The 17361-nt window shown below is 68.7% G+C and carries 14 protein-coding genes; 6 read left to right on the top strand and 8 right to left on the bottom strand.

Annotated features, from left to right (window positions below; translation table 11 throughout):
• Positions 1 to 20 precede the first annotated feature (20 nt).
• From AB0412_RS24655 to AB0412_RS24645, 3 genes are read left to right on the top strand one after another with little or no spacing between them, the layout of a single operon-like run.
• A complete protein-coding gene (locus AB0412_RS24655; protein WP_366404744.1) occupies positions 21 to 395 on the top strand; it encodes a metalloregulator ArsR/SmtB family transcription factor in 375 nt (124 codons plus the stop codon).
• Positions 392 to 1123 carry an MIP/aquaporin family protein gene (locus AB0412_RS24650; RefSeq protein WP_366404743.1) on the top strand — a complete coding sequence of 244 codons (732 nt, stop codon included), beginning with the start codon at positions 392 to 394 and terminating at the stop codon, positions 1121 to 1123. The genes AB0412_RS24655 and AB0412_RS24650 overlap by 4 nt, the downstream gene beginning before the upstream one ends.
• A gap of 29 nt (positions 1124 to 1152) precedes the next feature.
• Positions 1153 to 1575: an arsenate reductase ArsC gene (locus tag AB0412_RS24645; RefSeq protein ID WP_366404742.1), complete on the top strand. Its 423-nt coding sequence runs from the start codon at positions 1153 to 1155 to the stop codon at positions 1573 to 1575.
• A gap of 1173 nt (positions 1576 to 2748) precedes the next feature.
• On the opposite strand, the gene AB0412_RS24640 is transcribed toward AB0412_RS24645, so the two are convergent.
• The gene (locus tag AB0412_RS24640) at positions 2749 to 3159 is read right to left on the bottom strand and encodes a hypothetical protein (RefSeq protein ID WP_366404741.1); all 411 of its coding nucleotides are present in this window, start codon (positions 3157 to 3159) and stop codon (positions 2749 to 2751) included.
• A gap of 512 nt (positions 3160 to 3671) precedes the next feature.
• Here AB0412_RS24640 and AB0412_RS24635 point away from each other — a divergent pair.
• Complete coding sequence (locus tag AB0412_RS24635; RefSeq protein WP_366404740.1) at positions 3672 to 5264, top strand: hypothetical protein; 1593 nt, start codon at positions 3672 to 3674, stop codon at positions 5262 to 5264.
• 69 nt (positions 5265 to 5333) lie between these two features.
• Here the strand turns inward: AB0412_RS24635 and AB0412_RS24630 are convergent, their stop codons facing one another.
• From AB0412_RS24630 to AB0412_RS24600, 7 genes are all read right to left on the bottom strand, one after another.
• Positions 5334 to 7325 (bottom strand): acetoacetate--CoA ligase, encoded by a 1992-nt coding sequence (locus tag AB0412_RS24630; protein ID WP_366404739.1) that lies wholly within the window; start codon positions 7323 to 7325, stop codon positions 5334 to 5336.
• Between the two features lie 34 nt (positions 7326 to 7359).
• The gene (locus AB0412_RS24625) at positions 7360 to 7956 is read right to left on the bottom strand and encodes an alpha/beta hydrolase (RefSeq protein ID WP_366404738.1); all 597 of its coding nucleotides are present in this window, start codon (positions 7954 to 7956) and stop codon (positions 7360 to 7362) included.
• Positions 7953 to 9314: an MFS transporter gene (locus AB0412_RS24620; RefSeq protein ID WP_366404737.1), complete on the bottom strand. Its 1362-nt coding sequence runs from the start codon at positions 9312 to 9314 to the stop codon at positions 7953 to 7955. Before AB0412_RS24620 ends, AB0412_RS24625 begins: the two co-directional genes overlap by 4 nt.
• Before the next feature lie 91 nt (positions 9315 to 9405).
• Entirely contained in the window at positions 9406 to 10320 is a 915-nt protein-coding gene (locus AB0412_RS24615) for a TauD/TfdA family dioxygenase (RefSeq protein ID WP_366404736.1), read from the bottom strand.
• 46 nt (positions 10321 to 10366) lie between these two features.
• Complete coding sequence (locus tag AB0412_RS24610) at positions 10367 to 11341, bottom strand: quinone oxidoreductase (protein ID WP_366404735.1); 975 nt, start codon at positions 11339 to 11341, stop codon at positions 10367 to 10369.
• A 61-nt stretch (positions 11342 to 11402) separates the two neighbouring features.
• Positions 11403 to 12455, bottom strand: coding sequence for a 3-keto-5-aminohexanoate cleavage protein (locus tag AB0412_RS24605; RefSeq protein WP_366404734.1), 1053 nt, complete (start codon positions 12453 to 12455; stop codon positions 11403 to 11405).
• A 346-nt stretch (positions 12456 to 12801) separates the two neighbouring features.
• Positions 12802 to 13824 carry an AraC family transcriptional regulator gene (locus AB0412_RS24600; protein ID WP_366404733.1) on the bottom strand — a complete coding sequence of 341 codons (1023 nt, stop codon included), beginning with the start codon at positions 13822 to 13824 and terminating at the stop codon, positions 12802 to 12804.
• Between the two features lie 166 nt (positions 13825 to 13990).
• Between AB0412_RS24600 and AB0412_RS24595 the strand changes: the two genes are divergently transcribed.
• Positions 13991 to 15061 carry a TauD/TfdA family dioxygenase gene (locus AB0412_RS24595; RefSeq protein ID WP_366404732.1) on the top strand — a complete coding sequence of 357 codons (1071 nt, stop codon included), beginning with the start codon at positions 13991 to 13993 and terminating at the stop codon, positions 15059 to 15061.
• Positions 15058 to 16551, top strand: a complete 1494-nt coding sequence (locus tag AB0412_RS24590) for a long-chain fatty acid--CoA ligase (protein WP_366404731.1) — start codon at positions 15058 to 15060, stop codon at positions 16549 to 16551. The genes AB0412_RS24595 and AB0412_RS24590 overlap by 4 nt, the downstream gene beginning before the upstream one ends.
• Positions 16552 to 17361: the final 810 nt, after the last annotated feature.

Here is a 17361-nt window from a genome sequence, read left to right as displayed (position 1 = left end):
AAAAACGTCAACATAGAGGCGTGTCGAAACAAGAGCTTGAGGTGATCGGCCAGGACGCAGCCTGCTGCCCAGGCCTGTCCGCCGCACCGCTGGACGAGGACCAGGCCGCTGATCTGGCGAAGGTCTTCAAAGCCCTGGGCGATCCGGTGCGGCTGCGGCTGATGTCGATGATCGCCTCGCGTGGCGAGTCCGGGGAGGTGTGCGTGTGTGAGCTGACTCCGGCCTTTGACCTCTCCCAGCCGACGATCTCCCACCACCTGAAGCTGCTGCGTCAGGCCGGTCTGATCGACTGTGAGCGCCGCGGTACCTGGGTGTACTACTGGGTGCTGCCCGGCGTCCTGGACCAGCTCGCCGCCTTCCTCAGCACGGCGCAGCCGGCCAGGGCGGGCGCGTGAGCGGCCCGCTCGGCCGCCGCGTGGCCGCCGAAGCCGTGGGGACGGGGCTACTGGTGGCGGTCGTGGTGGGCTCGGGAATCCAGGCAGCCGAGCTGTCGCGCGATGTGGGAGTGCAGTTGCTCGCCAACTCCCTCGCCACTGTCTTCGGCCTGGCCGTGCTGATCACGCTGCTCGGACCGGTCTCTGGCGCACACTTCAACCCCGCGGTCACTCTGACGGCTTGGTTCGCCGGCCGCCGTGGTGGGACCGGCCCGAACCTGCGAGAGGGTCTCGCGTACGTGCTCGCGCAGCTGGGCGGGGCGGTCGGCGGCGCCGTCCTGGCCAACGCCATGTTCGCCGAGCCCCTGGTGAAGTTCTCCACCCATGACCGGTCCGCAGGGCACCTGTGGCTGGGCGAGGTCGTCGCCACCGCCGGACTGGTCCTCGTCATCTTCGGCCTGGAGCGCATCGGGCGTGCCGCCCTGGCCCCGACCGCTGTCGCCTGCTACATCGGGGCCGCCTACTGGTTCACCTCCTCCACCTCCTTCGCGAACCCCGCGGTGACCGTCGGCCGCGCCTTCACCGATACCTTCGCCGGGATCGCCCCAACCTCTCTCGCCCCGTTCATCGCAGCTCAGCTGCTAGGCGCCGCACTCGGGCTGGCGGCGGTGACGCTCGTGTACGGACGCCCGGCTCGTACCGCGGATGTTGTCGTACCCCACGGCGAGCCCGGACTCGCCTCCTCCTGAACACCGATCCCACCCGCAAGGACACCGCCTTGAACACTGCCGCCGCGCGCCCCTCCGTGCTGTTCGTCTGCGTCCACAACGCCGGCCGCTCCCAGATGGCCGCCGCCTTCCTGACCCACCTCGCCGGCGATCGCGTCGAGGTGCGCTCGGCCGGATCGGCTCCCGCCGACTCTGTGAACCCGTCCGTCGTGGAGGCGATGAAGGAGGCCGGGATCGACATCTCTGCCGAGACGCCCAAAGTCCTCACCACCGAGGCGGTCCAGGCGTCCGACGTGGTCATCACCATGGGTTGCGGGGACACCTGCCCTGTCTTCCCCGGCAAGCGGTACCTCGACTGGCAGCTCGACGACCCCGCCGGCCAGGGCGTCGACGCCGTACGTCCGATCCGGGACGAGATCGAGCAGCGTGTGCGCGGCCTGCTCGCCGAGCTCGGCATCCCCTCCACGAGCTGACCCAGAGCAGCCGAAAGCTCTCTGATCCGGAGAGGGTCAGCGTGCCGATCAATGTCGTCTCCGCGACCGAGGACCACTCCGTTCGGTTTCACCAGTACCCCTGGAGGACGTGGGACCTGTCCGTGTCCGCAAGTACGGCGAGGTCGAGGACCGCGAGGTCTCCTACCAGGAGATCGGCAAGGGCTGCCAAGGAGCAGGTCATCCCGATCAGCGACGACGAGCTGAACAACCTGCCGCTGCCCACCGCGAAGGCGATCCAGGTCGTGGCCTTCGCCCGACTCCGACAGCGGCAACCGGCCGAGCACCAAGCAACGGGGACGGGCAGCGCACCGACGCCTCCTTCGCACCGTGGGCCAGAGACAGGACACCAGAGCCTTCTCAGCGGCCTCGGGTCTCACCGCCGGGCGCCACCAGGCTCGTGACGCCTGCCATCGTCCGGTGGGAGGACTTGAAGCAGCGGCGGACATGCTCAGGCCCGCGGTGCCGGGCCCAGGCCACGAGCATCAGCCGGCTCGCGTCACTCCCCGAGGTGGGTCGGGCCACAGCGCCGCAGCCCGTGCGGATCCCAGCCGGTCCCCGGGGCCGGCGGCTGCGGTGCCCGTGTCCAACAGCGCACGGCCTGGCCGCAGCACAGGCGCGCCAGAGCCGGTGTCCGGGCACAGCCCCGGGCCGACACGACCTTCCCCGGCTCGGGACGCCGGTGGGTGACGAACAGCGGCCCCGGGAGCACATCGACATCGAGCACTGTTGGCGAACTCGTACAGGCCGGGCTCGCCCTGGAGTGGCCACCGCGGTGGGGGAGGGGTAGTCCTGCAACGGCCCCGAACTACTCCTCCCCGGGATCGAAGTCTTCACACATCACACGTCACAGCCGGATCCTGTCATGGCAGCTCCACACCTATCGCTGACAGCAGTCCTCGGCCGAACGGCCTTTCGGTAGAGGGTCTCCAAGAGTCCCCGGCCGGGCGAGGTCGCGCTGTGCTGTGCTAGGGCCTGTCGTTTGGATCACGCCGCAGACGCGGGGTCCGGCACGCACATCTGCCGCGTTGTCGTCGGTTGCCAATGCTCCGCATCGGCGCCCTCCTCCGCCTTGCAGCTGCACGCACCAGACCCCGCTCACCGGCGCTGATCAGGCACCGCCCCTTCCCTCCGACGTGATCCAAACGACAGCCCCTAGGGGCTCGACTGCCACCAGCGGTCCGCCTCAGCGCGTGCCACTTCGGCGTCGTACTGACGGGCGTCGAAGTGGAGCTCCGGCGGCGGGTAGGGCTCCGTCATCCCCACCCCCGAGGGAACCTCCCAGTCGGACCACTGCACGATTGTGCCGGACCGCTGCACGACCGCGGTCAGGAAGCCGCAGCAGCCACCGGTGCAGTCCGGTTCGCCCAGCTCCAGACGGCGCGCCTCGCCGGTGGCCCGAAGAGGGCTGGGGTGGCCGGCAGGCAGGACATCGGCCGCGTATGGTCCGCGGCCGCCTTCGCCGACCGTCTTGTCGACCAGGTCCTCGCCGTTGACCCAGAACCGCAGCTGTGCGGCGAACCGGGATCCCGGCGGCAACACTCTGATCTCCAAACGGTCAAACATCGGACCAGCCTACGGTGCCCGCTGACGCCGGCACGCGGAACCTGCCTCCACCCGGCATGCGGGAGGCCCCACGCGATGCCTTCCGTTGTCGTGAGCATCGCCCCACGGTCGATCGTGGTCGGCGGCAGGCGGTGTGGTGCAGCACCCCTGGCCGGTTGACCGGCCGCGGGGACCGCATGGCTCGGTGACGGGGTTTGAGGTCCTGGACCGGGAGATTGCCGGGTCGTGCTGGGTCTGGCGCGGTGACCCAGAGGCGGCATGGGACCGCCCTCTGCTTCTCGCCGGCCCGCGCCCAGCATCTGCCCAATCCAGGACGCGATGGTGGTCGGCCCGGGCCGGATTTGCGATCTAGGTCGGACGGTGGTGCGGTGGAATGGTCTCCCGATTTGTGTGCCCCGTCAGTGCCTGAAGGGTTAATCAACCGGTATCTATTGGGCTCTGAGTCATCCGTGAGAATCCAGCTGGGCGTCGTACGCCCAAAGTGGCCACCGGTTCGGGCGAGGAGGTTTCCAATGACCTTGGATTGGCGTGACAGGCCAGCAGCTTCGCCAAATAGTGGATTCTTCATCCAAGTGCGGACCGGTGAGCCAGGAAACTTTGAGGTCGTCATCCCCTGGCCAGACGGTGGCCTGGCCCATTATTGGCGGAACAACGACGCTCCAGCTCTGGTGTGGCATGGTCCGACATTCTTCGCAAAGGGCACCCGATACGTCGGAGCATCCCTGATCGAGTCGGACAACATAGCCTTTATGAGTGACCCGCGGAACAACCTCGAAGTGATGGCCACTAGGGAGGACGGCACGGTAGAGCATTGGTCGCGCGAGAACGGTGGAGCACTTGTCTGGTCGAACTTCGGTACTGTGCTGACTGGTGCGTCCGGAGCTGCGGGCATCGCGTATTCCGGCGCGGCGTTCGCCGAAGGTATTTTCGGCGTCGACCTTGAGTCGCACCTTGAAAATGATTTCTTCGTCGTGGCGCCAATGACCGGTGGCGGCTTTGTGATGCTGAAGCGCCAGAACCCGGCGAGTGGAAATACTACTATCCCGCCATGGACTCGCATCGGCGGCCCGAGCTCGAACGAGCCGTTCGGCGGCACCATTCTCACCGACCGCAATTTCGTGGGCGCAGGGCTCGCCCTTACAACGCTATTCAATCCTTTCCTCAAGGCCGGCTGGAAGGAAATGCGCGACACCTGTAATGGGGTATGTCGTGGCCAAGTCATGATCACGACTGTCTCGGACCAAGGCGCTCTTCACATTTATACATGGGCTCGGACCAAGCTAGGTGGCGGAGATCTTTTTGCCGACAGTAATTGGGGGTGGAACGAAGGGCTTACCATCACCCAGCCAGCCGAACTCGGGCACATACTACGCCCATTCCGTGGGAGACCCTGTCTTCTGCAGGGCGACTACGACCTCACCGAATCCTCCGACTTCATCCCGTGGGACTCTGCCCACTACGGCAATCTGGAATTGGTGGCCCCCGCGAAGGACGGGGGAATCCTCCACTTCTGGAGAGACAATGGCGATGTTGGAGAGCCGCGAAAACTCAAGGACGGATGGCATTACGGCGGCAAGATAGGTGGGTCGCTGTACGATGAGGTTTCACTCCTTCAGAGCAACTTCGGCGACGCGGACCACGGCCCCCTCGAGATGATCGCACGGACCCGCGACCAGAAGGGTTTCGATTTTTTCTGGCGCGATGACGCAATGGCCTGGCATGGCCCGCAAAATGTCAGCTGGGCGGAAGGTCCCACAGGAACAATTGCTCAGCCCTTGTCGCCGGATGACAGCATCAGCGCGCTTCATTCGATCAACCTAGATTTCAGTGTGCCCCGCGACGAGCTCAAGCAGTGGCTCGATAATCCGCAGTTCACACCGTATCCGGCCATTACATCCGCGCTCCTCGGTCTTGTTGAAGGCCGAAAGCTGAGGGACCCGATATTCCTCGACGTCATCGTCTTCAACTATGAAAACACGCCCGGCGTCGTATCGCCGCGCGCTGCGTCTGACGTTCGTATCGACATCCTGAAGGATGCTGTGCTTGAAGGATACAACGTCAGGCACGGGACGCATGTGACAGATTTCGAGGCGATTCTTGCGTGACAGTTGGCGCGTGCTCTGTTTCGGTCGTGCAGGGGGCCGAATCGGCGGCGAGGTGCTGAGGCCCGTGCGTCATCTGTGCGGTGTCGAACGGGCCGCGAAGTCCGCGAACCGAGCGAGTATCTCGTAGTGCGTCACTGAGCCTTCGCTGCAGACATCGGTGACGGGCGAACCCTGCAGGATGCGTTTGACGGGCACTTCGAGTTTCTTACCGGTGAGCGTGCGCGGAACGGCGGGGATCGGCACGATCACGTCCGGCACATGGCGCGGGGACAGGCGGTGTCTGATGACAGTGGCGATCCGCTCGCGCAGCCCGTCGTCGAGTGCGATGCCGTCGGTGGTCACGACGAAGAGCGGCATGAAGTAGCCGCCGTCCGGCTGTTCCACTCCGAGGACGAGACTGTCCGCGACTTCAGGGAGCTGTTCGACGACGGCGTAGATGTCGGCGGAGCCCATCCGTACGCCCATGCGGTTGAGGGTGGAGTCGGAGCGGCCGGCGACGACGACCGACAGGTCCGCGTCGATCGTGACCCAGTCGCCGTGCCGCCATACCCCGGGATACATGTCGAAGTAGCTGGCCCGGTAACGGCTGTCGTCGGCGTCGCCGACGAAGTGGAGGGGCATGGACGGCAGCGGGACGGTCACCACCAGCTCGCCCTGTTCACCTGTCAGAGGGTGCCCGTCGCTGTCCCAGGACGCCAGCGCGACTCCGAGCGCGGGGGCCTGGATCCGGCCCGCGCGTACGGGCAGCAGGGCTGAACCCCCCGCGAGAACCGAGCAGATGTCCGTTCCGCCGCAGATCGACTGCAGCCAGACGCCGGAGGCGAGCCGTTCGTAGACCCACCGCCAGGTGCTGGGCGGCAAGGACGATCCGGTCTGCAGGATGGAGCGCATGCGCTTGAGATCGAACTCGGTTGCGGGGTGCGTGCCGGACTTCTCCACGGCGGTGAGGTAGGCCGCGCTCACGCCGACCACAGTGGCACCGGTCTGTTCGGCGACTCGCCAGGCCCCGTTGACGTCCGGGAAGGTGGGGCTGCCGTCGTACAGGACGATCGTGCTGCCGTGCAGCAGGCCGCCGACGAGGAAGTTCCAGACCATCCAGCTCGTGGACGTGAGGAAGAGGTAACGGTCGTCGGCGCGGAGGTCGGCGCCCAGGCCGAGTGCCTTCAGCAGTTCGATGACGATGCCGCCGTGGCCCTGAACGATCCCCTTCGGCATGCCAGTGGTTCCCGACGACCACAGGATCCACAGCGGGTGGTCGAAGGGCACGTCGGCGAATTCCAGGGGTGCCTCGGCCGCCGGAAGGGCGGACCATGCCTGTTGTTCGATGTCGGTGCGCGCCGACCAGGGTTCGGTCGGGGTCGTGAACAGATGGTCGACCGTGAGGATGTGTCGCAAGGTGGGCAGTCCGTCCACGAGCTCGGTGACCGCCGGGCGCCTGTCGTACGTCCTGCCGCCGTAGCGGTATCCGTCGGCGGCCACGAGGACGACCGGCCGTGCCTGCTGGAGCCGGGCGAGCACGCTGGTCGTGCCGAAGTCCGGGGAACAAGCGGTCCATACGGCGCCGACGGCTGCGGTGGCCAGCAGGGCGACCACGGTCTGCGGGAGGTTGGGCAGGTATCCGGCCACGCAGTCGCCGCGTCCCACGCCCATGCGGCGCAGGGCCGCGGCGACGTCCGTGACCTGGCGGCGCAGCTCCTGCCACGAGGTCTCCACGGGCGTGCCGCCCTCGGCCAGGCTGACCAGCGCCGGGCGGGCGTCCGTGGCCTGGGCCAGGCAGCGCTCGGCGAAGTTCAGCCGGGCGCCGGGGAACCACACGGCGCCCGGCATCGACGCATCGCCCAGCACCTCGTCGTACCCGGTGACCGCGTCCAGACCGTAGAACTCCCAGACCGCCGACCAGAAGCCGGGCAGATCGGTGGAGCTCCACCGCCACAGGTCGGCGTAGTCGCTGAAGTGCAGCCCCCGCGCCTCACTCACCCACTCCATGAAGCACGCGACGTTGGAGTCCTCCAACTCGCGGCGACCGGGAGACCACAGCAGGTCGGTGCAGGTGTTCATCATTGCCTTGTCGCCTTTCGCGGGGGCCGCACGGGGGTCAGCTCTGTTCGAGCTCGCGGAGCAGTTCCTCTGCTTCTGGCCACGGGCCGTGGCCGGAAGCAGGGTTGAGATGGCCGACCTCGCCGAGTTCCACAAGGCGGCCGGACCAGTCGCGGGCCAGGTCGGCGACGCGGTCGAGGGCGGCGAGGGGGTCGTTCGAGCTGGCCGCGACGATGCTCGGGTAGGGGAGAGGGGAGCGGGGGACGGGTGTCCAGCCGTTCTCGGCGAGAACCTCGGCAGTGGGATAGCCCTCCGGCAGCGGGCTCTCGAAGTCCGGCGGGGTCACCAGCAGCGCCCCCTGCACCTGTGCCTCGGTCTCTTGGGACCAGTGGACGGTGGTGATCACGCCGGCGCTGTGGGCGACCAGCACGACGGGTCCGGTGATCTCCGAGACCACCTTGGCCAGTGCGGCGACACGGGCCCCGCGGCTGAGCTGGTTCTGCGTCACCGGGGGAACGGTGCGGATCGTGCGCCCGGCCTCGGAGAGCCGGGCCGCCAGCAGGGTCTGCCAGTGGTTCTCGACGTGGTCGCGCAGGCCGGGAACGATCACGACGACCGGCTCGGTGGTAGGGCTGGTCCCGGTGGGACGGCTCATGAGGACACCTCCGTTTCGTCGGGCTCCGCCACCCGTGCGGGTCCGGTCAGACGGCGCAGGTCGCGGTCGTAATGGCGGCGGCCGACCAGGAAGGCCACGGTGGCCGCGATCGCCACGAGCGGGACGAGCCGGAGTGCGCCGAGCAGGCCGAGCCGGTCCGCGAGCGCGCCGGTGACCGCCGGGCCGGGGGCCAGCCCGAGCAGGCTCTGGGCCAGGGTGAGCGTGGCGAACGCCGTCGCGGCGATGGCCGCGGGGGTCAGATTCGCGACCATGGCGGCCCCGGGCCCGGCCGTACCGGCACACAGCAGGGCTCCGAGCGCCAGCACCAGCAACTGCCCCTGCCCGGCCGGCAGACGGAAGGCGGTCATCAGCAGGATCAGCGAGCCAACGCTGCAGCCGATGGCGACGGCCCACTTGCGGATCGGGGCGCTCCGGCTGATCCGGTCCGAGGCGATTCCTCCGGCGATCATGCCGATTCCGATCACCAGGGCGAAGAGCCCCGCGGTCGCGCCGGCCTGCGCGGTGGGCATGTCGTAGTAGCGGTTGAAGTAGCTGGGCAGCCAGGCGATCAGAGCCCCCGCGATGAACAGTTGCAGACCGCTGCCGATGTAGGCGCCGACCACCGAGACGGAGCAGAACAGCCGCGGGAGGAGCACGCGCAGACGCTCCCGCCCGTCGGTGCCGGTCTCGTCCTTGGCCGGATCGTTCTGCCGGGCCAGCCGCTTCTCCGTGACGACGACCGCGTAGACGGCCGCGAGCACCAGACCGAAGCCGCCCATCACGCCGAACGCCCAGCGCCAGCCGTACGCCTGGGCCACGGCGCCGCCGATCGATATGCCCAGGACTGAGCCGAAGGCTCCGCCGGCGATGAAGGCTCCCGAGAGCGTGGCCCGCAGGGTGCGCGGGAAGACGCTGAGGACCACGGCGATACCGACACTGCCGTACGCGGCCTCACCGATTCCGACGAAGAGCCGGCCGACGAACATCTGGCCGTAGCTCGCCGCCACCGCGCAGCCGAGTGTCGCCAGGCTCCACATCGTCGCCGCGAGAACCAGGGATCTCACCCTGCCCCATCGGTCGGCCAGCAAGGAGAGAGGGAAGGTGAGCAGACCGACCATCAGCGCCACGATGCCGCTGAGAGAGCCCAGTTGGGCGTCCGAGAGCAGCCAGTCGGCCTTCAGCAGGGGGAAGACGGCGTTGAGGACCTGTCGGGACATGTAGTCCGAGAGCAGCAGTCCGAAACTCAGTGCAAAGACGATCCAGGCGTAGCGCCGGGACACGGGCCACGCCGAGGAGCCGGAACCGGGATCGGAACCGGTTCTGCCCGGGGTGGATTCCGCAGTGGTGAGAAACCCCATTGTCATCACCTCAACTGCTCTTGACGGAAAGGAGGGAAGTGCCGGAACGGGAAGGGAGGGGGAACGGCCACAACGGGAAGGGAGTGAGGGATCAGAACGGTCTGTCGCCGACGATCCCGGCGCGCTCCATCTTGCGGACGGCGGGCCAGTAGTCCTGGACGGCGTAGTGCTGGGTGGAGCGGTTGTCCCAGATGGCGATGCTGTTCGGCGTCCAGCGCCAGCGCACCTGGTACTCGGGGACCGCGGCCTGGCTGATCAGGTAGTTCAGCAGGAGGCCCGCACCTGGGGCGTAGTCCTGCCCGAAGCGCACGTTCCCCGGCGTGTGGTAGTTGACGAAGTGCGTGGTGAAGGCGTTGACGAAGAGGATCTGTTCGCCGGTCTCGGGATGGGTGCGCACCACCGGGTGCTCCGCATCGGGGAACTGCGCCTTGAGCGCGTGACGCTTCTCCTGCGGCATGACGGCGCCGAAGGTGGCCTCGATGCTGTGCCGGGCCTGCAGGCCCTGTATCTGGTTCTTGATGTGCTCCGGCAGCCGGCGGTGGGCCTCGGCCATGTTGACCCAGATCGTGTCGCCGCCCACCGGTGGCGATTCGACGCAGCGCAGTACGGCGCCCATGGAAGGGTTCTCACGCCAGGTGCCGTCGGTGTGGAGCGCGTTCTCGTAGTGTTCCGCCGGGCTGTCCAGGTCCTTGTAGATCCGCACCAGGCCGGGATGGTCGGGGTCGCTGCCGGCCACCGGATGGTCCTCCAGCGGTCCGAAGCGCTCGGCGAACGCCACGTGTTCGGCGCGCGTGATGTCCTGGTCCCGCAGGAACAGCACCTTGTACCGCAGGAGCAGGTCCTTGATCTCGGTGAACAGCTCTTCGTCGCGGGAGGCGTCGCCGAGGTTCACACCGGACAGCTCGGCGCCGATGGTGCAGGTCAGCGGCTCGACCTTGATCGAGCCGAGGGAGTGGGCGCGCACCGACGCGGGAGCGCCCTGCGGTTCAGCGACAGTCTTTTCCATCGTGCTTCCTCCTGGAGAGGGGGCTGGGCGTGATCCCGCGGGAGGATCAGAGGACGAAGACGGACGATCCCGTGGTCCGTCCCGCCTCCAGCTCGCGGTGTGCCTGTACGGCGTCCTGGAGCGCGTAGCGCTGGTTGATCTCGACGGCGATGCGGCCGGACGCGACGTGGTCGAACAGCTCGCCCGCCAGCGCCGCCCGCTCCGCCGGGTCGGCGATGTAGTCGGCGAGCGCCGGACGGGTGACGAACAGGGAGCCGCTGACGGCCAGTTGCATGGCGTCGATGGGCGGAACGGGCCCGGAGGCGGTACCGAAGCAGACGAGCAGACCGCGGCGCCGCAGCGAGGCCAGCGAGGCGGCGTACGTGGTCCGGCCGACGCTGTCGAAGGCGACTGGGACCCCGGCGCCGTCGGTCAGTTCGCGCACCCGCTCGGCCACGTTCTCGCGCCGGTAGTGGATGACGTGGTCGCAGCCGTGGGCGCGGGCGAGTTCGGCCTTCTCCTCGGTGGAGACGGTGCCGATGACGGTCAGCCCGAGCAGCTTGGCCCACTGGCAGACGATCAGGCCGACGCCGCCCGCCGCCGCGGTCAGCAGGATGGTGTCGCCGGCCTGCAGCGGGTGGATCCTGCGCAGCAGGTACGCGGAGGTGAGCCCGCGCATGGTCATCGCGGCGGCGGTCTCGAAGCCGATGGCGTCCGGCAGCCGGATCAGCGAGCCGGCGGGCATGACCCGCTGCGTGCTGTAGGCGCCGAGCGGGCTTCCGGTGTACGTGACCCGGTCGCCCTCGGCGACTTGGGTGACTCCCTCACCCACCGCCTCGATCACCCCCGCGGCCTCGACGCCCAGTCCGGCGGGCAGCTCGGTGGGATACAGGCCGCTGCGGAAGTAGGTGTCGGCGAAGTTGAGTCCGACGGCCTCGTGCCGGATCCGTACCTCGCCCGGGCCGGGGTCGCCGACGACGACCTCCTCCCAGCGCAGGACGTCGGGACCGCCGGTCTCCTTGAAGCGAATGGCGTACGCCATGAACGTGCTCCGTTGATCGTGGGAGATGAGGGGGAGATGAGAGGACTGTTCCGGGCCGCGGTCAGACGTCGCGCAGCATGAAACCGCGCTGACCGGGACGGCGATTGGGCACCATGCCGAGGCGGGTGAGCGTCTCGTCGGCGTCGGCGTAGTACTCACCGAGCTTGTAGATCTTCTTGGCCTCGGCGCCGGTCGCGATGTCGCGGCCGAGCGCCTCGGAGATCTGCACCATCTGCTCGACCTGCTCGACGGTGGTCATGCGCTCGCCCTTGCGCCGCCAGAGGTTGTCCTCGTTGCCCACGCGCACGTGGACGCCGAGCGCGATGCCGATCGCGTTCATCGGCGCGACGGCACGCATGGAGCTCTCGATGGTGAGGACGGCGCCGTCCGGTGTGCGGCGGACGAACTCGATCAGGTCGGCGGGGTGGCGGCCGGCGAAACCACCGCCGATGGCCACGTAGTTGAGGATGAGGGGGCCCGTGTAAATGCCGGCGCGGATGAGCCGCTCCACGGTTTCGAGCTGGGCCAGCGTGGCGAGCTGGAAGTGTGGCTGGATTCCGTTCGCGTGCAGCCGCTCGAGGTGCGCCAGGTAGAACTCGGGACCCGCCTCGACGACCATGTCGCGGTAGGCCTTGTAGTACTCGGGCTTCGCGATCGAGGTGCCCTCCAGGTCGTCGTCGGTCATGATCTCGACGATGTTCATCTGGCTGGTGTTGATCGCGATCGTCACCTGGTCCGGTGCGGGGGTGAGGTCGGCCAGCAGGTGGCGGGTGTCGTAGCTCAGCCACTTCGCCTCGCTGCCCTCGTCTTCCGGGGCGAACGAGATCGAGCCGCCGATCTGCAGGACCATGTCCGGTACGGCCTGGCGCAGCCGGCCCAGCAGTTCGTTGAACATGGACATCCGCTTGGAGCCCTTGCCGTCCAGCTCACGTACGTGGATGTGGAGCACGGTGGCGCCGGCGTTGTAGCAGTCGACGGCCGCCTGGACGTGCTCGTCCATCGTCAGGGGAAGGTCGTCCGCGTCCCCGGGCAGCCACTCCGGCCCGTAGGGAGCGGCCTGGATCACCAGCTTTTCCTGGTTCTCCGGGAAAAGTGAGTCGTCGTGGAAGTGCACGGTCCGTCTCCTTCGTGCGATCGGTGATCACCCGCCGGGCGCAGCGCCGCGTGCGACGCGAGGGGTGAGATGTCCGGCGAGGAACGATGAGGGTCACCGGGGACAGCGGGCACAGAGCGGCCCCCGGTGCGCTCGACCGGTCCGGAGGACGTACGCAGGGGGAGTACCGCGACTCTCCTCCGGCGGTCGACCGCTTCTCTGCAGTGCTGCCAAGGTAGGGGCGCGTACCGGTGACCGCTTGACATCCGGGGACGGATAGCTTGCCGTTTGGGGACATGCCTCGGACCTCCCGGGTCGAGCCGAGTGGGCCTGCCCGACCGGGGACCAGCTCGTTCCGCCCGCGGAATCAGTCCTCGCCAGGGGATTGCTGCCTACTGCGGCCGCGGCGCCACGCCGTCGGGCTGCACTCGAACTGTTCACGGAACCAGCGGGAGAACGAGCTCGGCGACGAGAAACCGAGCAGCTCGGAGATCTCCGTCAGTGAGCGCCGCGGGTTCGCGACGAACTGCTCCGCGAGGTGCGTACGGGTGGCGTTGAGGAGGGAGGAGAACGTCTCGCCCGAGGAGGCCAGATGGCGGTGGACGGTGCGCCGGTCGACGCCCATGCTGCGCGCGACCTGATCGACCGAGCAGCGCCCGCTCGGCAGCAGGACCTCGATCAGCTCCCGGACCCGGTCCGCGACGGTGGTGTCCGTGGGGACCGCGATCGCCTCGAAGTACTGGCGGGCGTATTCCCTCAGCAGCGGGTCCGCCATCGCGTTGGGCGCATCGAGGTCATCGGCGTAGAAGACGATGCCGTCGAACTCGCGGCCGAACTCCACGCTGGGGCCGAACACGCGCCGGTGCGTCGCGGCGTCCGCCGGCGCGGGATGCCTGAACCAGACGGAGAGCGGCTGCCACTCGGTGCGCAGGAAGCCGCGCAGAATCCGGTGGAAGGCGGCGACGGCCAGCTCCGTGGCCTGACGGGTCTCCATCGTTTCGCCGAGCCGCAGGTCGACCGTCAAGGTCGCCAGCCCGTCGTTCTCGGACAACCGGGCGTGCAGGATCTCGTTGTACATGCGCTGATGCCGGATCAGCAGTCCGACTGCGCTGCGCACGTCGGGTTCTTCGCGGACCACCAGACTGACGGGGCCAAGGTTGGAGAAGCGCCGGAACTGCGCCATCCGTACACCGAAGTCCTCGTGCCCCGAGGCGGCTGCCGACAGTTCGAGCACCTGGACCGCGGCCGCGCCGGAGATCCACCGGTCCTGGACCGCGAGCGCGGCGGTGTCCAGGCCCACGCGCTTCATCAGTGCCTGTGGGTCGACGCCGAGCGAGCGGCACAGGTCGACATAGCCACTGAGGGCCGCGGTGCGCACCAGAGGTTTCATGGGCGGGCCCAGGACCTTTCGTCTGTGTCCCGAAATGAAAAGTCTCATGTCACGCCAGGGCAAGCATGGCGGGGACGGGCACCCTAGCATGGCGCCGTTCACCGGCCCGGCCCGCTTGTGGCGACTGTCCCTGGCAGGTGAACGCCTGATGGGGACGGAGGCGCACATGACCGGTACGACGGACGCGGGTGAGGGGCTGCCCGAGCCCTGTTCGGGCCCCTCGGTGTGGCGTGGCGAAGAGATGGCGAACCACCGCGACGAGTGGACCCTACGGCTCTCGGCGCACCAGCTGGCCGAGATCGACTCCGCCGTGAAGGAGGCGCGAAGACGCGACCGGACCCTGCTGAAGGTGACACGCGCGGACTTCCCCCTCCCCACGCTCGTCCATGAACTGGAACGTATCGCCGAGGACCTGGCGTACGGCCGGGGGTTCGTGCTGGTCCAGGGCGTCCCGGTCCAGCAGCTGGGCGTGCCGGCCGCGAGTGCGGTCCTCTGGGGCCTCGGTCAGTACCTCGGGCGTCCCGTCCCGCAGAACGCGGACGGGCACATGCTGGGCCACGTCAGGGACACCGGCCGCAGCCTGGCCGATCCGGCGACCCGCGGCTATCAGACCCGCGCCGCGCTGCCGTTCCACACCGACAGGGCGGATCTGCTCGCGCTGCTGTCCCTGCGGGCGCCCCGCAGCGGAGGACGTACTTCCCTGGTCAGCTCGGCGGCGGTCCACAACGCGGTGCTGGACCGCCGCCCCGATCTGGCCGAGCGGCTGTACCGCACGTACTTCTTCGACCGCAGGGAGGAACAGCTTCCCGGGGAGCCGCCGTACGCGGCCGCCCCGCTCGCCGTCCGGCGGGACGGCGGCGCCCTGAGCATGCTCTACAACCGCCGCTACCTGGAATCCGCCCAGCGCTTCCCCCACGTGCCCCGCCTGGAACCGGAGGACGCCGAGTTGTTCGACCTCGTCGACGACGTGGCGGGCTCACCGGAGTTCCGGCTCGACATCGACCTCCGGGCCGGCGATCTGCTGCTGCTCAGCACCCACGCGGTCATGCACGCACGCACGGAGTTCGAAGACCATGAACAGCCCACACTCAAGAGCCATCAACTGCGGCTCTGGCTGGCCGTGTCGCACCACCACCCCACCACCGACCGCGCTCGCGAAGGGATCACCCCTCGCGATGTGATCCGCCCCCGGAACGCCGCGTCGCAGGCCGCGACGAACACAAGGAGACAGCCATGACCAACCTCGCCACCTTCCTGGTGGACTCCGCCGCGGCCCACGGCGACCGCATCGCCGTGCGCCACGACGACAGCACCCTCACCTACGCCGAACTGGACGACGCGAGCGCCAGAGTCGCCGCCCTCCTGCGCGACCGCGGGGTCCAGCCCGGTGACCGTGCCGCACTCACCATGCCCAACGTCCCGCTGTTCCCGGTCGTCTACTACGGCATCCTGCGGGCCGGAGGCGTGGTGGTGCCGATGAATCCGCTCCTCAAGGCCCGCGAAGTGGCGTTCACCCTGCGTGACTGCGGGGCACGGACCGCGCTGGTGTTCCCCCCGTTCGCGGACGAGGTGGCGAGGGCCGCCGCCGAGACCGGAACCGCATGCCTGGTGACCGAGCCCCTCGCCTTCGACGACCTGCTGCGGGCCTGCGAACCGATGTCCGGCATCGTCGAACGCACCGACGACGACCCGGCCCTGATCCTCTACACCTCGGGCACGACCGGGACGCCGAAGGGGGCCACACTCTCGCACCGCAACCTGGCCGCCAACACCGCCACCACGGCCGAGACGCTGCTCCAGGTCGGACCCGACGACGTACTCTTCGGCGGCCTGCCCCTCTTCCACGCCTTCGGCCAGACCTGCGCCCTCAACACGGCAGTCGCCGCCGGCGCCACACTGACTCTGCTGCCGAAATTCGAGCCGGCCCGCGCCCTGGAGATCATGGCCCGCGACGGGGTCACGGTGTTCCTCGGCGTGCCGACGATGTACGCGGCGCTGCTCCACACCGAGCTGCCCGGGGGCTTCGACGCCCACCGGCTGCGCCTGGCCGTCTCCGGTGGCGCCTCGCTTCCGGTCGAGGTGCTGCACGGCTTCGAGCGGCGCTTCGGCGCCACCGTGCTGGAGGGATACGGACTCTCCGAGACCTCACCGGTCGCCGCGTTCAACCACCCGGACCGCCCGCGCAAGGCCGGCTCGATCGGACAGCCCATCCGCGGAGTCGAGATGAAGCTCGTCGCCGAGGACGGGGGCGCGGTGCCCCACGGTGAGGTCGGCGAGATCGCGATCCGCGGAGAGAACGTGATGAGCGGCTACTGGAACCGCCCGGAGGCCACGGCGGAGGCGATCCGCGACGGCTGGTTCCACAGCGGCGACCTGGCCCGTGCCGACGAGGACGGCTTCTACTTCATCGTCGACCGCAAGAAGGACCTGATCATCCGGGGCGGCTACAACGTCTACCCTCGTGAGGTCGAGGAGGTGCTGTACGAACACCCTGCCGTCGCCGAAGCGGCCGTCGTCGGCGTGCCGCACCCGGTCCACGGCGAGGAGATCGCAGCGGTGATCACCCTCCGGCCCGGCGCACGGGCCACGCCCGAGGAGCTCCGCGACCACGTCAAGGACCGGGTGGCGGCGTACAAGTACCCCCGGATCGTCTCCTTCACGGCAGAACTCCCGAAGGGCCCCACCGGAAAGATCCTCAAGCGCGAGATCGTGGTCACCGGTCCGTGAACCACGCTCCGACGAGTTCTCGCTGCCCTTCTCGTGCCGCTGCCCGAGCCGTCGCGCTCGTCGGAACGCCGCGACTCGTTGCATGAGGCGGGTGGACCTGCCGCGTGCAAGTCGTCCGGGCGGACGATCAGGCTGATCTCGCCGTCCGTGTGGCGGACGGGGCTCTCGGCGTGGACGCGCAGGTCGCCGACGCTGAGTTCGTACTCGAATCGCGCTCCGGTGTACGAACACTGCTCGAGTCGTGGGTGACGTACACGATGGTGATGCCGACCTCGCGTCGGAGGTCCTTGAGCCAGACGCGGGCTTGGTCGCGCATCGTCGCGTCCAGGTTCTCGACCGGGCCGTCGGAGTCCTCGCTCACCAGCCGTGATAGACGGCCAAGACCGGCCGGGAAGGCATGCGCCCGCCTTCCGCAGGGAGGAGATCAGCAGGTCGCTCGCCTCCTCGAGGAAGCCGGGCAGACCGGCGGCGGTCAGATGGCGCTGCGTGAACAGCACCTTCTGCTCGGGCACGTCGCGCTCGGCGGTCTCGTACCTGGCCGGGGTCGTTCCGGACAGAACCTCCCGCGGCCGCCGGCGCCGACAGCACCGCACCGCAGCATAGGCCACCGCCTCCCGGCGGGCCGCGCGCAGCAGCGCGATGCGACGGGCTCGCTCGACCTGGGCGAGGCCGTAGCGACGGAACCCGGTCCGCGGATCGATCCGGGCCGGCGTCAGCAGCCCCCGGTCCCCGTAGAGCCGCAGGGCCTTGACTCGGCCTGGTCCTGGCCGCCAGATCCCCGATAGTGATCAAGTCCATCGAGGACGGGGC

It is taken from the genome of Streptomyces sp. NPDC052012, assembly GCF_040689265.1.
Taxonomy (GTDB): Bacteria; Actinomycetota; Actinomycetes; order Streptomycetales; family Streptomycetaceae; genus Streptomyces.
This window is presented reverse-complemented; position numbering and strand designations above follow the sequence as displayed.